Annotated in this window: 13 protein-coding genes; 3 read left to right on the top strand and 10 right to left on the bottom strand. The window is 62.6% G+C overall.

What is annotated here, in order from left to right; all coding sequences use genetic code 11:
- The first annotated feature begins 128 nt into the window (after positions 1 to 128).
- From E8L03_RS13350 to E8L03_RS13340, 3 genes are all read left to right on the top strand, one after another.
- Positions 129 to 968 (top strand): AraC family transcriptional regulator, encoded by an 840-nt coding sequence (locus tag E8L03_RS13350; RefSeq protein WP_171267619.1) that lies wholly within the window; start codon positions 129 to 131, stop codon positions 966 to 968.
- A gap of 292 nt (positions 969 to 1,260) precedes the next feature.
- The gene (locus E8L03_RS13345) at positions 1,261 to 3,120 is read left to right on the top strand and encodes a glycoside hydrolase family 15 protein (RefSeq protein ID WP_216367905.1); all 1,860 of its coding nucleotides are present in this window, start codon (positions 1,261 to 1,263) and stop codon (positions 3,118 to 3,120) included.
- Positions 3,121 to 3,312: 192 nt separating this feature from the next.
- Positions 3,313 to 4,038, top strand: coding sequence for an N-acyl homoserine lactonase family protein (locus E8L03_RS13340; protein WP_144234368.1), 726 nt, complete (start codon positions 3,313 to 3,315; stop codon positions 4,036 to 4,038).
- A 115-nt stretch (positions 4,039 to 4,153) separates the two neighbouring features.
- Here E8L03_RS13340 and E8L03_RS13335 read toward each other — a convergent pair whose 3' ends face one another.
- The 10 genes from E8L03_RS13335 to E8L03_RS13290 all read right to left on the bottom strand — a co-directional run bounded on the left by E8L03_RS13335 (position 4,154) and on the right by E8L03_RS13290 (position 14,610).
- Positions 4,154 to 4,567, bottom strand: coding sequence for a PaaI family thioesterase (locus E8L03_RS13335; RefSeq protein ID WP_171267618.1), 414 nt, complete (start codon positions 4,565 to 4,567; stop codon positions 4,154 to 4,156).
- A gap of 295 nt (positions 4,568 to 4,862) precedes the next feature.
- On the bottom strand, positions 4,863 to 6,260 hold the full coding sequence (gene gltA, locus E8L03_RS13330; RefSeq protein WP_171267617.1) for an NADPH-dependent glutamate synthase: 1,398 nt from the start codon (positions 6,258 to 6,260) through the stop codon (positions 4,863 to 4,865).
- A complete protein-coding gene (locus E8L03_RS13325; protein ID WP_171267616.1) occupies positions 6,257 to 7,096 on the bottom strand; it encodes a sulfide/dihydroorotate dehydrogenase-like FAD/NAD-binding protein in 840 nt (279 codons plus the stop codon). The genes gltA and E8L03_RS13325 overlap by 4 nt, the downstream gene beginning before the upstream one ends.
- Positions 7,045 to 7,977 carry a phosphonoacetaldehyde hydrolase gene (gene phnX / locus E8L03_RS13320; protein WP_171267615.1) on the bottom strand — a complete coding sequence of 311 codons (933 nt, stop codon included), beginning with the start codon at positions 7,975 to 7,977 and terminating at the stop codon, positions 7,045 to 7,047. The genes E8L03_RS13325 and phnX overlap by 52 nt, the downstream gene beginning before the upstream one ends.
- 95 nt (positions 7,978 to 8,072) lie before the next feature.
- Positions 8,073 to 9,038 (bottom strand): tripartite tricarboxylate transporter substrate binding protein, encoded by a 966-nt coding sequence (locus E8L03_RS13315; RefSeq protein WP_144234373.1) that lies wholly within the window; start codon positions 9,036 to 9,038, stop codon positions 8,073 to 8,075.
- A 24-nt stretch (positions 9,039 to 9,062) separates the two neighbouring features.
- Complete coding sequence (locus E8L03_RS13310) at positions 9,063 to 9,560, bottom strand: tripartite tricarboxylate transporter TctB family protein (protein WP_144234374.1); 498 nt, start codon at positions 9,558 to 9,560, stop codon at positions 9,063 to 9,065.
- Positions 9,561 to 9,572: 12 nt separating this feature from the next.
- Positions 9,573 to 11,117: a tripartite tricarboxylate transporter permease gene (locus E8L03_RS13305; RefSeq protein ID WP_144234375.1), complete on the bottom strand. Its 1,545-nt coding sequence runs from the start codon at positions 11,115 to 11,117 to the stop codon at positions 9,573 to 9,575.
- 76 nt (positions 11,118 to 11,193) lie between these two features.
- Positions 11,194 to 12,075, bottom strand: coding sequence for a succinate--CoA ligase subunit alpha (locus E8L03_RS13300; protein WP_144234376.1), 882 nt, complete (start codon positions 12,073 to 12,075; stop codon positions 11,194 to 11,196).
- On the bottom strand, positions 12,072 to 13,196 hold the full coding sequence (locus E8L03_RS13295) for a succinate--CoA ligase subunit beta (RefSeq protein WP_144234377.1): 1,125 nt from the start codon (positions 13,194 to 13,196) through the stop codon (positions 12,072 to 12,074). The genes E8L03_RS13300 and E8L03_RS13295 overlap by 4 nt, the downstream gene beginning before the upstream one ends.
- The gene (locus E8L03_RS13290; RefSeq protein ID WP_144234378.1) at positions 13,183 to 14,610 is read right to left on the bottom strand and encodes an aldehyde dehydrogenase family protein; all 1,428 of its coding nucleotides are present in this window, start codon (positions 14,608 to 14,610) and stop codon (positions 13,183 to 13,185) included. Before E8L03_RS13290 ends, E8L03_RS13295 begins: the two co-directional genes overlap by 14 nt.
- Positions 14,611 to 14,628: the final 18 nt, after the last annotated feature.

The raw sequence follows: 14,628 nt of genomic DNA, 5'->3' as shown, positions 1-14,628 counted from the left end.
TGCCAGGGAGCAAGACTCCCTGGACCCAAGTCTGGGGTCCAGGGGAACAGTGTTCCTCTGGCCGCCGGGGGCAAAGCCGTAAACGGCCGCCAGATGCGTACCAGTTTATAGTTGCCGGAGTCATACATATGAGCACGCGTTATCCAACAGTGAGCGGGGAGATTGAGTTCCTGCGCGATCCGGATCTGCCCGGTCTGGAGGTCCGCGCTTCCAGCTATCACACCGTGGCCTATCCCAAGCACACCCACGCCGGGTACTCGGTGGGGTATGTTGAATCGGGCGCGAGCACGGTGTTTCTGCGCGGCCGCACGGACTGGCTGGAGCAGGGCGAGATCGTGCTCATCCATCCGGAGGAGGTGCACGCCTGCAATCCGGCCCGCGACGGCGCCTGGTCCAACCGCATGTTCTATTTGGACGGCGGCCTGATCGCCGAGGCTGCAGCGTCGGTCCTGGAGTCCGTGGTCGGCGAGCTGGTTTTTGCCAGGCCTGTTGTGCGCGACGCGCGGCTGCTGGCGATGTTACGCGCGCTCCACAAGTCGATCCGGAGGGGAGATGCGGCGCTGGCCAAGGAGTCGCTGCTGCTCGACTGCGTGGCCAGACTGCTGGAAAGGCACGCGGACCCGCGGAGGGGCGAGGAAGCGGAGGCGGCCCCGGAGCCACGCACGGTGCGGCTGGCGCGGGAGTGGTTGCACGAGCACTGGGCAGAGCCGGTGCGCCTGGCCGATCTGGCAGCGGCCACGGGGCGTAGCGAGTTCGCCGTGCTGCGGGCGTTCAAACGCGCCACAGGCTTGCCGCCGCACGCCTACCAGGTGCAGCTGCGCATGGCCAAGGCGCGCGTCCTGCTCGCGGCAGGCATGCCCATCGCCGAGGTGGCCGTGGAGACCGGCCACACGGACCAGAGCCACTTCACCAACGTCTTCCGCGCCCATACAGCCGCCACCCCGGGCCAGTACCAGCGCGGCCGCTGAGGAAGCGGGGCCCTTCCTTTCCAATGAAGCCGAAGTGCAGAGCGCCGTCGTCGCTATTGAAAAGGCCGGCGGACGCGCCAAGGCAATCGCTGCCGACGTCGCTGACGCATCGGCCGTGAGGCTGCTTTTCGATCGCGCCGCCCCGGCTCCCTAACCGGCGCGGTCGCGTTAGGCTGCCGCCGGCGTCTTCCGAAAACCTTCCTTTGGCTCACGCGAGACTTCAAACTCCGGTTATGGCAATATCTTGCATAAGGATTGCGGACTGGCGAGCACATTTGATCTCTACGGACTCATGGGAAGCGAGGCAGGCATGTGGGCGTTGCAGAAGGAGTACCTGGACCTGGAGGAGTACGGCATAGTCGGGAACCTGGAGACGTGCGCGCTCATTGGCCGCAACGGCTCAGTGGACTGGATGTGCCTGCCATGGTTCGAGTCCCCCTCGGTCTTCGGCGCTCTGCTGGACCCCGGCCGCGGCGGCCGCTTCCTGGTCACGCCGGAGGAGAAGTTCCACTCCTTCCACGGCTACATCAGCCACACCAATATCCTGGAAACCACCTTCCGCACCATCCAGGGCCAGATGGTCATCCAGGACTTCATGCCCGTGGTAGGGCAGAGCAAGCAGGCCGTGCTCTATCGCAAGTTGCACTGCACCTGGGGCAGCATCCGCATGTACGGCTTGTTCGCGCCCGCCCCGGCGTATGGCTCCGAGACCCCGGAGTACGAAAAAACAGAGCACGGCATCCGCGCCAGCCACGGCGATCTTGCGCTCCAACTCGTCACCTCGCTCGACTTCCAGATTGGCGAGGAGGGCGCGGCAAGCCGGTTCGTGCTCCAGGAAGGGCAGAGCGCCTGGCTTGTACTGGCGCACGGCGATATGGACTTCGATACCTCCAACGCAGCCAACGAGGCCGCCATGGAGCGCACCAGGCGGTGGTGGAACAACTGGCTGGAGCAGTGCGGGGGCAAGCGCGCCTGCGCTTTCGAGGATGACGTCTGGGGCCATGTGGTCACGCGCTCCGAGTTGGCTCTGAAGCTTTTGACCAACCCGCGCACCGGCGCCGTGGCGGCCGCGGCCACGACATCCCTGCCCGAGGCCCTGGGCGGCGAGCGCAACTGGGACTATCGCTTCTCCTGGGTGCGGGACTCCTCCTTCCTGCTGCAGGCTCTCTTCCACCTGGGCCACCACCAGGAGGCCATGAACTATATCCGGTGGATCGATGAGAAGATCGCCAAGGAGGACAGCGCCCGCACGCTGCAGGTGCTCTACAGCCTGCACGGCGAAGACGGCGCGGAGGAGAGGACCCTTTCCGAGCTCCGCGGCTACAGGGACGCAAAGCCCGTGCGCATCGGCAACGGCGCCAGCGAGCAGTTTCAGCTCGACATCTTCGGCGAGCTGACCAACATGATCTACCAGACCACGCGCTACGGCAGGAACCTCTCCGGCGCGCAGTGGCGCTACACCAGGGACATCGTGAACATGGCCGCCGAGGTCTGGCAGGAGAAGGACCAGGGCATCTGGGAGATGCGCGGCGAGCCGCGCCACAACGTGTACTCCAAGGTGATGTGCTGGGTGGCCCTGGATCGTGGCGTGCGCATGGCCGAGTCCAATGGTTTTGACGCGCCCCTGGAGGCTTGGCGCGCCACCCGTGATGCAATACACAACGCCGTGCTGGAGCGCGGGTTCAACAAGCAGCGCAACTCCTTTGTGGACGTGTTCGACGGCGAGGAGCTGGACGCGGCCAATCTGCTCATCCCGGTGCTGGGCTTTCTGCCCGGGGACGACCCCCGCGTGCTGGGCACCATCGACGCCGCCCTGGAGCACCTCTCGGCCGGAGACGGGCTGCTCTTTCGCTACACCATAGACGACGGCCTGCGCGGCAAGGAGGGGGCCTTTGCGGTCTGCTCCTTCTGGATGGTCAAGGCGCTGGTGCTGGCCGGCCGCAACGACGAAGCCGAGCAGTTCTTCCTCCACACCCTGGACTACATCTCGCCCCTGGGCCTGCTGTCCGAGGAGGTGAACCCGGCCAGCAGCGCCATGCTGGGCAACTTCCCCCAGGCCTTCAGCCACATCGGACTCATCAACTGCGCCCTGTACCTGGGCCTGATGCGCGGCAAGGACTCCGGACAGCCGCGGCCCATGGGCATGGAGTAGGGGGGAGCGGCCGGGCAAAGCCGGCAGGATTCGCTCTTCCTCTCCGACCGGCGGCTTGCCGCGCGCCGCCTCGTGCTTACTTTCTGTTGATGGGACTTGGTAATAGCGCCGCGGCCGCCGTATCGACACGGCCGCGCACTCTGGGGTATCTTCCCCCGGTTTGCAGTCCACATCAAACAACGAGGAGCAGCAATGTCATATACAATTACGCCCTTGCTTGTGGGCGTGCGCAATGTGGATCAGGGCATCATGACCTACCAGCAGGGCTACGGGAAGCGCATCTGGCTGCCCATGTGGGCCTTCCTTCTGCAGGAAAAAGGGGGCGAGGGCCGCACAATCATCGTGGACACCGGCCTGGATGACTTCATCAACCCGCCGGAGTTCACCGAGGACACCGGCCTGGAAGCCCTGTACATGGACGATGCGCTGGCGCAGCATGGGCTGACCGTGGACGACATCGACGCGGTCATCAACACCCACCTGCACGACGACCACTGCGGCAACAACCCCATGTTCGAGGGCAAGCCCGTCTACGTGCAGCGCACGGAGCTGGAGTGCTGCCAGCACCCGCACCCGCTGGACTACCGCTATGAGCCGTCGTTCATCGAGGATCTGGACATACATCCCGTGGACGGCGACGCCGAGCTCTTTCCGGGAATCAGCGTCATGGCCACGCCCGGCCACACCCCCGGTGTCCAGGCCGTGAAGGTGGAGACGGACGACGGTCCGGTGGTCATCACCGGCATGTGCTGCAACTTCAGCAACTTCCCGAACAACGGCCCGGCCGTGTGCCCGGGCGTCCACTTCAACGCCTTCAACGCCTACGACGAGATTCAGAAGCTCAAGGCGTTGCGCGACGAGGGCGTGACCATCCTGCCCTTGCACGAGCTGAGCCTGGCCGGCAAGGTCTACGGCTAGCGACAAGCATAAAAGCCAATAGAGATGACGGGCCTGCGGTGGACGCCGCGGGTCCGTTTTTATCTGGAAGAGGAATCCCCGGCGCTCCACTTCCATGTTCTACGTGGATGCGCGTCTACTTGGTGCGCCTGATGTTGTAGACGCCGCGTCCTTCCGCAACGTGTACGGTCGGATTCTCCGCCGTCCAGACCACGACGTGGGCGTTGCCCACGCGATTGCCCAGCATGCGCACCTTGGCCTCCGCATACAGATCAGACGCCATGGCTGAATGCAGGTAATCGACGTTCAGCGTGATGGTGACCAGCCTGTCCTGGGGCTTGCATCGCGTCCAGACAGCAAAGCCGCCACAGATATCCATCAGGGAGGATATAACGCCGCCATGGATTCTCTTGCTGTCCTTGTCTCCAAGGAGCGCTTCCTTGTACGGGATGTGCAGTTGGACACGCCCCTCTTCGACAAGATCTGCTTTGATTCCAAGGAGCTGATGGAACGGAAAACGTTCCTCGATTATTCGCGCGAATTGATCCACACCATTTCTCCGTGTTGATTGCGAGCAGAGAGTATTCAATGATCAGGGGTGGATATACAAGAATATTGCTGCAGATAAAAGAGGCGGCGCGGCCGGCCAACCGCTGGAAGAGCCCGTGCCGCCCAGGAAAAAGGGGCCCGCTCCCGAAAGAGCGAGCCCTTGAAGTATCTGGTCGGGATGAGAGGGTTGAAACCTCCGGCGTCCTGAATCCATTCCTCCCCAGAAGATGAGGCGCCAGGCGTATCCGACGCCTTGGGGATTTTCGCGAATCCTCTGCGTTTGTCTCAGGAAGAGGCTACCATCCCCAGGTGAGGTACTCGTGAATGGAGTCGGCTGCCTTTCGGCCGGCGCCCATGGCCAGGATGACCGTAGCCGCCCCGGTGACGATGTCGCCACCGCTCCAGACTCCTTTCTTGCCTGTTTTGCCCGTATTGCTATCGGCGATGACGTACCCCCATTTGTTGAGCGGCAGGTCCGGCGTGGAGCCGGGCAGCAACGGATTGGCTCCGGAGCCGATAGCGACGATGGCCAGGTCGCATTCGACCGTGAACTCTGACCCAGGCACCGCCACCGGCCGTCTGCGTCCCGAAGCGTCGACCTCGCCCAGCTCCATGCGCACGCATTCGATAGCCCTCAAGCGGCCCTGATCATCGCCCACGTAACGCACCGGGTTGGTCAGCAGCTCAAAGTGCAGGCCCTCCTCTTCAGCGTGATGGATTTCGGCCTTGCGGGCCGGCATTTCGTCGCGGGAACGGCGGTAAATGAGGCTGACAGCTTCCGCGCCCATGCGCATGGCCGTACGGGCCGAGTCCATGGCCACATTGCCGCCGCCGAGCACGGCCACTCGCCGACCGCGCGGGATGGGCGTGTCCACTTCGGGGAAGAGATAGGCCTTCATCAGGTTGGCGCGGGTCAGGTACTCATTGGCCGAGAGCACGCCCACGAGGTTCTCGCCCGGAATCTTCATGAACTTGGGCAGGCCGGCGCCCACGCCGAGGTACACGGCGTCGAAGCCCTGCTCGAAGAGCTCGTCCACGGTCACGGTGCGGCCAACAACCACGTCGGACTCCAGTTTGACACCTTGGCTCTCCAGGCAAGCCACCTCGGCCGCTACGATATCCTTGGGCAGGCGGAACTCCGGAATGCCGTAAACGAGCACGCCGCCAGGCTTGTGGAAAGCCTCGAAGAGGGTGACGCCGTGTCCTTTGAGCACCAGGTCGCTGGCCACGGTCAGGCTGGACGGGCCAGAGCCGATCACGGCAACCTTTTTTCCTGTGGCATCGTCGCTTGAGGGGAGTACGCAGGCGTGGTGCTCCCGTTCCCAGTCGGCGGCAAAACGCTCCAGGTTGCCGATGGCCACTGGTTCGCCTTTACGGCCGAGCAGGCAGTTGCCCTCGCACTGGCTCTCCTGAGGACAGACCCGGCCGCAGATAGCAGGCAGCAGATTGCGCTCCCAGATTTTGCCGATGGCCTTGTCGAGCTCGCCCTCGGCGATATGTTTGATAAAACCGGGGATGTCGATGTTTACGGGACACCCCTGGACGCACGCCGGTTTTTTGCACTGCAGACAGCGGCCGGCCTCGGCCATGGCCATCTCCGGGGTGTAGCCCAACGGCACCTCCTCGAAGTTGCGGGCCCGGACCGCGGGCTCCTGCTCGGGCATGGCCTGTCGCGGCGTTTGGGTCGCGCTCATTGTGCACCTCTCTCTTCGCACGCGCAGCGCTCGTGGCTGCATCGTTCCTCGGCTGCATAGGCCTTGAGGCGCAGCATCAGCTCATCAAAGTCCACCTGATGCCCATCGAACTCGGGGCCATCCACGCAGCCGAACTTGATCTCGCCGCCAACCGTAACGCGGCAGCCGCCGCACATGCCCGTGCCGTCGATCATGATGGGGTTGAGGCTGACCATGGTCGGTACGCCGAACTCTCTGGTCATCTGGGACACGAACTTCATCATGGGCACGGGGCCGATAGCCACGACCTGGTCCACGCCGCCGTCCTTGAGCTTCTCCTTGAGAACCTCGGTCACGAAGCCCGCGTGGCCATAGGAGCCGTCGTCCGTGCAGACGTGCAGCTCATGGGAGGCCAGGCGCATCTTGTCCTCAAGGATGATCAGGTCCTTGTTGCGCGCGCCGATGATGGAGGTGACGTTGCAACCGGCCTGCTTCATGCCGCGGGCGATGGGGTGCAGCACAGCCACGCCGGTGCCGCCGCCCACGCAGATTACGTTCTTGCCGGGTTCGATATGGGTGGGCTGGCCCAGAGGACCGATGACATCCTGGTAGGTCTCGCCGACCTTGAGGCGTTTAAAAAGTTCGGTGCTTTTACCCACCACCATGTAAATGACGGTGACGGTACCTTTTTCAGGATCGGTCTCGGCCATGGTCAGGGGGATACGCTCCCCTTTTTCGTTCGCCTTGAGAATCAGAAATTGCCCTGGCCGGGCCTTGGCCGCGATGGACGGTGCTAGAATCTCGTTCAGGATGACCGTGCCTGCGGCCATTTCCTCGCGCGCAACGATGGTGAACATACATTGGTCTCCGTGGTGTTGTTGTGTTCCGCACGAACGGCTTGCAGCCATGCGAGGTAGTCGTCCGGGCTGATTCCCTCGTTCAAGAGCTGGTTGATTTTTTCCAGGACAGGCACCAGCTCCTGAATATCCGTAATGACGAAATGCGCTCCGATGGATTCCATGCGCCTGCGTATAGAGCGCTGGCGGCGGGTGACTTCGGCAGAGTCCATGGCCTGGATTTCGTCCAGTGACAGGCCCATTTCGTTGCCGGAGGTCGTCACAGCCACAGCCCACATGCCCGCATTGAGCCCTTCCAGCACATCAAAGGCCGTATCTCCGACCTTGACCATGGCCGACATCGGATATGTCCCGAGCTCCATGGCGTTGCGGAAGCACATCCACGGATTGGGCCGCCCCGAGGGCACATCGGAGGAGCTGACCAGGCAATCGGGCCAGTAGCCGTGTCGGGCGGCCTCGGATCGTATGAGGTCGGCGACCCGGGCGTTGTAGCCTGTGGTGGACCCGATGCGCAGGCCCATGCCGCGCAGGGCGGAGACGGTATCGATCAGTCCGGGAACCAGCTGGGAGTGCTCGTGGAGGGTGTTTGTCCTGACCTCTTCGAAATGCCTGTTCATGGCGTCAAAGTCGGCCTCTGCCGGCTCCTTCCCGAAAATGGCAGCCCACAGCTTCCGGATGCGGGGCATGGCGCTGATGGCCTTGAAGTGTTCGAGCTTGTCCATACCCATATGGACGCGGACTTCCTCGACGGTCGGCTCGATGAAGCGCGAACGGAAAACCTCTTGAAATGCCATGACCGGCCCAAGGCAACCGTAGTCCACGGAAGTGCCGGCCCAGTCCAGAACCACGGCCTTCAACGGGCTGCAACTGCAGTTATTCATGGCATTTCCCCAAAATAATATGTTCGGAACAGTGTGCCGGAACCGGCGGATGCGCCGGCGGGCTGTGGTTCGCGCCGGCGCATCCTTAGGGGTGCCTATTGCTTGATGTCCTTCAGAAGCTCCTGAAGGTTCTTCTTCACCTTGGCAAACAGCTCGATCGTTTGCTGGCGATTGAGAACAAGCAACGGGCTACCGCTCTGGGCCATGAGATCCTTGACCTTGGGGGTGTTGAACATGGCGACGAGCGCCTTCTCGCAAGCGTCGATGGTCTCCTGGTCGACACCCTTGGGCAGAATGATGCCGCGATAGTTCACACTCGAGTTGTCTACTTCGATTCCTTCCTCGATGAACGTGGGTACGTCCTCGATATAGGGATGGCGCTGCAGGTCGGCGATCGCCAGGATGTTCACGTTTTCGCGGTTGCGGAAGGCGTCGGCGAGATTGTTGAAACCGGCCATGACCTTGCCGCTCATGACGCTCTGCAGAGCCGGGGTGCCTCCCTGCTCAGGAACGTAGGTCAGCTCGATGCCTGCGGCCTTGGCCAGCTGCAACATGGCGATGTGGTGACCGACATAGAGACCGGCGCCGTTCACGGTGACCTTGCCAGGGTTGGCCTTGGCGAAATCGACAAGGTCCTTCACGGTCTTGAAGGGGCTGTCCTTGGGTACGATCAACACGGCCGGATCAGCCCCCCAGGTGGCCACGGGCTCGAAGCTTTCCATGGAAAACCGCGAGGCCTTGTAGACAAGACTCTGGGCGATGAAGTGCGGGGCGTTGTAGGTGCTCAGCCAGTAACCGTCGGTGGGCGCTTTTTCGGCGAACCAGTTCCAGCCGACTCGGCCGCCCGCACCGGGCTTGTTGATCACCACGATTGGCTGACCAAAGAACTTCTCGTCCGAGGCCAGGGTTGTCACGATACGGGCCTGGAAGTCTGTGGCGCCTCCGGGCGGGTAGGTCACGACCATGGAGAGGGGCTTGTCCGGGTATGCGCCGAAGGCAGGGCCAGAGAAGCCGCAGAGTGCCAGAACCAGAAGGCATAGCGAGAATAATAACTTTTTCATCAAATCCTCCAGAATACAGTTAAGTTACAGTGCTATTCCACTCGGGATGACCACACCGAGCATTTCACTGAAGAGAAGGTAGATCACCGCCATGAAAATAAGCGCGTAGAGTGCTTTTTTCCCTGTGCTGGCCAGTGACGGCTTCGCCGGATCAAGGGCGAGCAGGATCAGCAGGAAGTACAGGAACCCGGCGAGGTAGAATCCGATCGTCTCCATGGTGAATATGTAGGCGGTCATAAGGACCAGGGAGATGACAACGCGCCGTGTCGGGAAGGGAATGGGACCGCCCTTGAAAGGCGACGACCAGCGCAGGGAGGTGGGCCATTGTATGGGTCTGATCTTGTTCAGGTAGACCACAAGCTGGATGACGTTGATGACGGCCAGGAACAGCATCCCGTAGCAAATGTACTTCGGGAAGGTCTTGACATCATTTATGGAAATGTCATCCAGCATATGGAGGGCAACCACCGGTATGACGAACATGACGGTTGTTTCGAGAATGCGTTTGCGTGCGTTTATCATGCTGAAAACTCCTTATGCTTCGGACAGGGTGGCGGCGGCGTGCTGCTCTTCTTCACGGAGACGGGTCGCCTTGTTTCGCGCCAGCTTGTACTCGCTGTAGATGCTCCAGCCGATGGAGAGGGCGCACAAGCCAATGACGATCATGTTGACGCCGCCCGACAGGAAGTAGCTGGCCAGGCCGTCGCCGGTCTGCGCGATGATCTTGCCCCGGCTGAAGTTGTCCTCGGCCAGGGGGCCGAGGATGAGCCCGAGAACAATCGGGGCTGGTGAGAAGGAGTTGCGGCTGCTCAGGTACATGAAGAGGCCCAGGCAGAACATGATGATGACGTCGTCCATGCTGTTCTGGACGCTGTAGGAACCGTAGACGCAGAGTACTGTCACAGCCGCCACCATGAAGATGTTGGGGATGTTCATGACGATGTGCGAGTAACGGGAAATCATGATTCCGAAGACCACCATGGCCACCTGGGCGACGATCATGCTGGCGATGAAGGTGTAGGCAACATCGGCGTGCTTGGTGAACAGGTCCGGGCCGGGGAAGAGGCCGTGGATGAGCAGTCCGCCCAGAAGAACCGCGGCCGTGGGGCTGCCAGGGATACCCATGGTCAGCAGGGGGATCATGGCGGGCCCGACGGTGGCGTTGTTGGAGGACTCTACCGAGATGACTCCTTCGGAAATGCCCGTGCCGTAGCGTTCGGGCGTCTTGGACATCTTCTTGGACTGGTCATAGGCGATGAGCCCGGCCACCTGGCCGCCGGCCCCCGGGATGGCGCCAATGAAGGAGCCGACCACAGAGCCCATGATCCACTCGCGGGGATGGCGCAGGAGCTCGCCTATAGCCTCCCGGAGCACGCCTTTCTGGGCCTTGAAGGATTCGCGCTGCAGGCTCTGGCCGATAGTCTCCACCAGCGTGAATATCTGCGGGATGGCGAACAGCCCGATGAGCGCCGGGATAATGGCGATGCCGCCGGTCAGCTTGTCGGAGAAGACGAAGCGTTCAACGCCGTAGACCGGGTTCTCGCCGATGCAGCTCAGAAGAAGCCCGAACGCACCGGCGTAGAGCCCCTTGACGACCGTGCCCGAGGACAGGCCGGCGATGACCGTGACGCCGAAGATGGCCAGCCAGAACAGCTCGGCCGGGCCGAACTCCATGGCCATGCGGGCGATGGGCGGGGTGAAGAGGATCAGCACAACCACGCCGAAGATGCCGCCCAGACCCGAGCTCATGCAGGACAGGTAGAGAGCCTTCTCCGCCTTGCCCTTCTTCGCCATGGTGTGGCCGTCAAACATCGTGGCGATGTTGGCCGGTGCACCCGGGATGTTGATGAGGATTGCGGTGATGGACCCGCCGGCCACAGCAGCCGTGTACACGGCGCCGAGGAGGATAAGTCCTTCGGCCGGGTCCATGTGAAAGGTGAAGGGAACCAGGAGGGCCACCGCCATGGTCGGACTCAGGCCCGGCGCGGCTCCCAGAAGGATGCCGCCGATGGCGCCGCCGACCATGAGGGCGATTTTCATCGGCGTCAGGCATGCAAATAAATAGGGAATAAAGTCCATAGCGTCGCCTCCAGGCGGGCCGCCTTGGCGGCAGTCCGCTGGGGGCGGGGTCAGAGACCCCGCCCTGTTATTCATGTCATGTAATGAGCTCGCGGAGTACGGGGCCGAGCATGCTGGGCTTCTTGGCGACTCGCCCACCCGCGGAGGTCAGAGCCTCAACCTTTGCCTCGACAGTCCCTTTGCTGCCGGTAACGATGGCTCCAGCGTGGCCCATGCGTTTACCCTTGGGCGCCGTGCGGCCTCCGATGAAGGCCACCAGCGGCTTGGTGAAGGCGCCGCTCTCCATGGCCTGGGCCACCTCTTCCTCCATGGTTCCGCCAAGCTCGCCGATGATGACGACGGCGTCTGTGTCGGGGTCAGCCTGGTAGAGGGGCAGGATCTCGGCGAACCGGGTCAGCGGCACCGAGTCTCCGCCCACGCCCATGAGGGTCGAGACGCCGAACCCGGCCTTGACCACTTCGGCCGTGACCTCGTTGGTCAGGGAGCCGCTGCGCGTCATGACGCCGATGCGGCCGGGCTTGTAGACCCGTTCGATCCAGTAGGGCAGCACGCCCATCATGGCCTTGCCGGGAGAGATGACGCCCGAGGTGTTGCCGCCGACCACCATGGCCCCGCAGGACTTGGCCGCGCTACGGATCTGAAGCAGCTCATGCAGCGGAATGCCGTCGGCGATGGTCACGATCTTGCGGATACCCGCATCCAGGGCCTCGAAGATGGCGTCCTTGGTGTAGGCCGGGGGCACGAAAAGCATGGCCGTGTCCACGTCGTGGTCGCGCAGGCCCCTGCGGATGGTGTGGTAGACCGGGATGCCTTCGACCTGCTGTCCTTCCTTGCCGGGAGTGCTGCCGAAGACAACGTTGGTCCCCATGTCCTGCATGTGCTTGGTCCAGTAACTGCCTTCCTTGCCGGTCATGCCCTGGACCACGACCTTGTTGCTTTGATCGATGAAGATGCTCATGAAATCCTCCCTGCGGCGATATCCACGGCCTGCTGCACCGCCTCCTCGGTCTCGGACAGGGGCGTCAGGCCCAGGTCCCGGAGTATCTGGAACGCCTCCTCCTCGTTGGTCCCGCGGATGCAGGTCACGATGGGAATGGATGGCTTGAACTTGGCCACGGCGTCGGCCAGGCCCTTGGCGATGACGTCGGCCCTGGCCACGGTGCCGAAGGTTACGATGAGGATGACCTTGGCCTGCTCGTTCTTGAGGCACAGCTCCATGGCGTCCACAGCCCGCGTGTAGTTGGGGCCGCCGAATTCGAGGTAGTTGGCCACGGAGCCGCCGGCGTAGTTGATGAGATCGAAGACCGTGGTGGTCAGTCCCGCTCCGGCGCACATGAGGCTGATGTCGCCGTCAAACTGCAGATAGGGGATACCGGCCAGCGCAGCTTCGTACTCGATCTCATGGTCGAAGTGGTCGCGGGTGATCTCGTAGCCTGGCTGGCGCGCGATGGAGTTGTCATCGATGGAGAGCTTGCCGTCGCCGGCTATGAAGGTCCCTTCCTTGGTCATGAAGAGGGGGTTGATCTCGATCAGCTCGGCGTCGAACTTGCGGAATGCCTGATACAGCGCCGAGAGGACCTTGTTGAAGGCCTTGATCCTGTCACCGGTCAAGCCGAGCCCGAAGGCGATGTTGCGCATGTGGAAGCCCGAGAGGCCTCGGTCCAGATCCACCATCTGGGTGACGATCTTTTCCGGTGCGGTGGCGGCGAGCTCTTCAATGTCCACGCCGCCCTCGGCGCAGGCCAGGATGGTCGCCTTGGCTGCGGCGGCATCCACGGTAATGGCCAGGTAGAGCTCGTTTTCGAACTCCACGGCCCCTTCAAGCAGCACCCTGCGCACGCCGCGTTCCTCAAAGAGGGAGCGGGCGTACTCACGGGCGGCGTCCGCGTTATCAACGACCCGGACCAGTCCGGCTTTGCCGCGCCCGCCATGGAGCACCTGGGACTTGACCACGCACGGCATGGTGAACTCGTCGAGAGCTGTCGAAACCTCGTCGATACTGCCGGCAAGCACACCCGCAGGGACGGGGATGCCGCATTGTCGGAAGGCGTCCTTGGCTTGGTACTCAAACAGTTTCATAGCTATCTCCTTCTCGCACGCTGTGGCCGATGCGTTCGAAAAAGTCGCCCCAGATCGCGTCCTCAGAGAACTCCCTGGCCGGCCGTGGCTCGTTGACCCACGTGACGTTCAGGAAGTGCTTGTAATGGATGTTCTCCGTGGTGCTGTTTTTGCCCCAGGTGCCGCAGCCCAGGGTCGCAGTGGGCGGCATATAGTTCATGGCGTGCCCGCCGTTGGCTGCGGCCATGGGCTGGCGGACAGTGATGCGGCTGGTCAGCATGGTCTGGCCCATGCGTTCGATGTAGTCGGTCCGGTAGGTGTGGATGCCCATGGAATGGCCGCGGCCGTAGCGGTCCGTGATGGACGCGATCTTTGCCAGGGCTTCGTCGAAGCCGTCATAGGTGAAGACCGTCAGGACGGGGCTCAGCTTCTCGTCGGCGAACTTGTCCTCCACCGCGGGCTCGTCGCCCATGACGACCAGCATGCTGGTGTCGGCCGGAACCTTGATGCCTGCGTCGGCCGCGATGCGGGTGGCGGACTGGGCCACGACCTTTCCGTTGATCTTCAGCTTGCCCTTGTCGTTGACCTGCCACATCCATTTGCGCAGCTTCGCCTTCTCCTCGGGTGAGCAGATGTACCCCTTGTTGGCTCTGATCTCGTCCAGCACCTCATCCAGGATGCCCCGCTGCACGATGATGGAGTTTTCCGAGGAGCACGACGTGGCGTAGTCGAAGGTCTTGCTGCTCGCGATCATTGCCACGGCTTCCTTCACGTCCGCGTCATCGGCGATGATGCAAACGGCGTTGCCAACGCCCACGCCGTAGGAGGGCGTACCGCTGGAGTAGGCCGCACGGACCATGGGGCCGCCGCCAGTGGCCACAACCAGGTCGCATTTCTGCATGAGCTCGCCCGTGGTGGGGATGTCGGCGTCGCTGTAGATTTGCACCAGATCCGCAGGAGCCCCGATGCGGCGCAGGGCCTCGCGCATGTACTCCACGGCCATGCTGCTGGCTTTGCGGGCCCGGCTGCTTGGGCGGAAGATGACCGCGTTACGGCCTTTGAGAATGGCCACGGCCTTGGTGCCTGCCGTGGCAGTGGGGTTGGTGGCTGGCAGGATCGCGCAAACCAGGCCTACAGGCTTGGCATACTTGGAAATGCCGGTCTCTTCGTTGCGCTCGATCAGCCCGACGGAGGTCTTGCCAATGATGTCTTCAACAGCTCCGCCGACCTTGCGCTTGTGCTTGGTGACCTTGCTTTCGTAGTTGCCGTAGCCGGTCTCCTCGACAGCCAGCTTGGCAAGCGCGTGGACGTTGTCGTCGTTGTACAGGGCCCAGCCCACAGCGAGGCAGACGTCGTCGATCTGTTTCTGGGTATATCCGGCTACCTGTTGTTGCGCTTTGCGACCGGCCTGAATGAGTTCGTCTACTCTGCTCATTGTATTTCTCTCTTTTGG

The sequence above is a fragment of the Oceanidesulfovibrio marinus genome, assembly GCF_013085545.1.
Lineage (GTDB): Bacteria > Desulfobacterota > Desulfovibrionia > Desulfovibrionales > Desulfovibrionaceae > Oceanidesulfovibrio > Oceanidesulfovibrio marinus.
The sequence above is the reverse complement of the archived record's forward strand: the minus strand, read 5'-3'. Positions and strand labels throughout refer to the sequence as shown.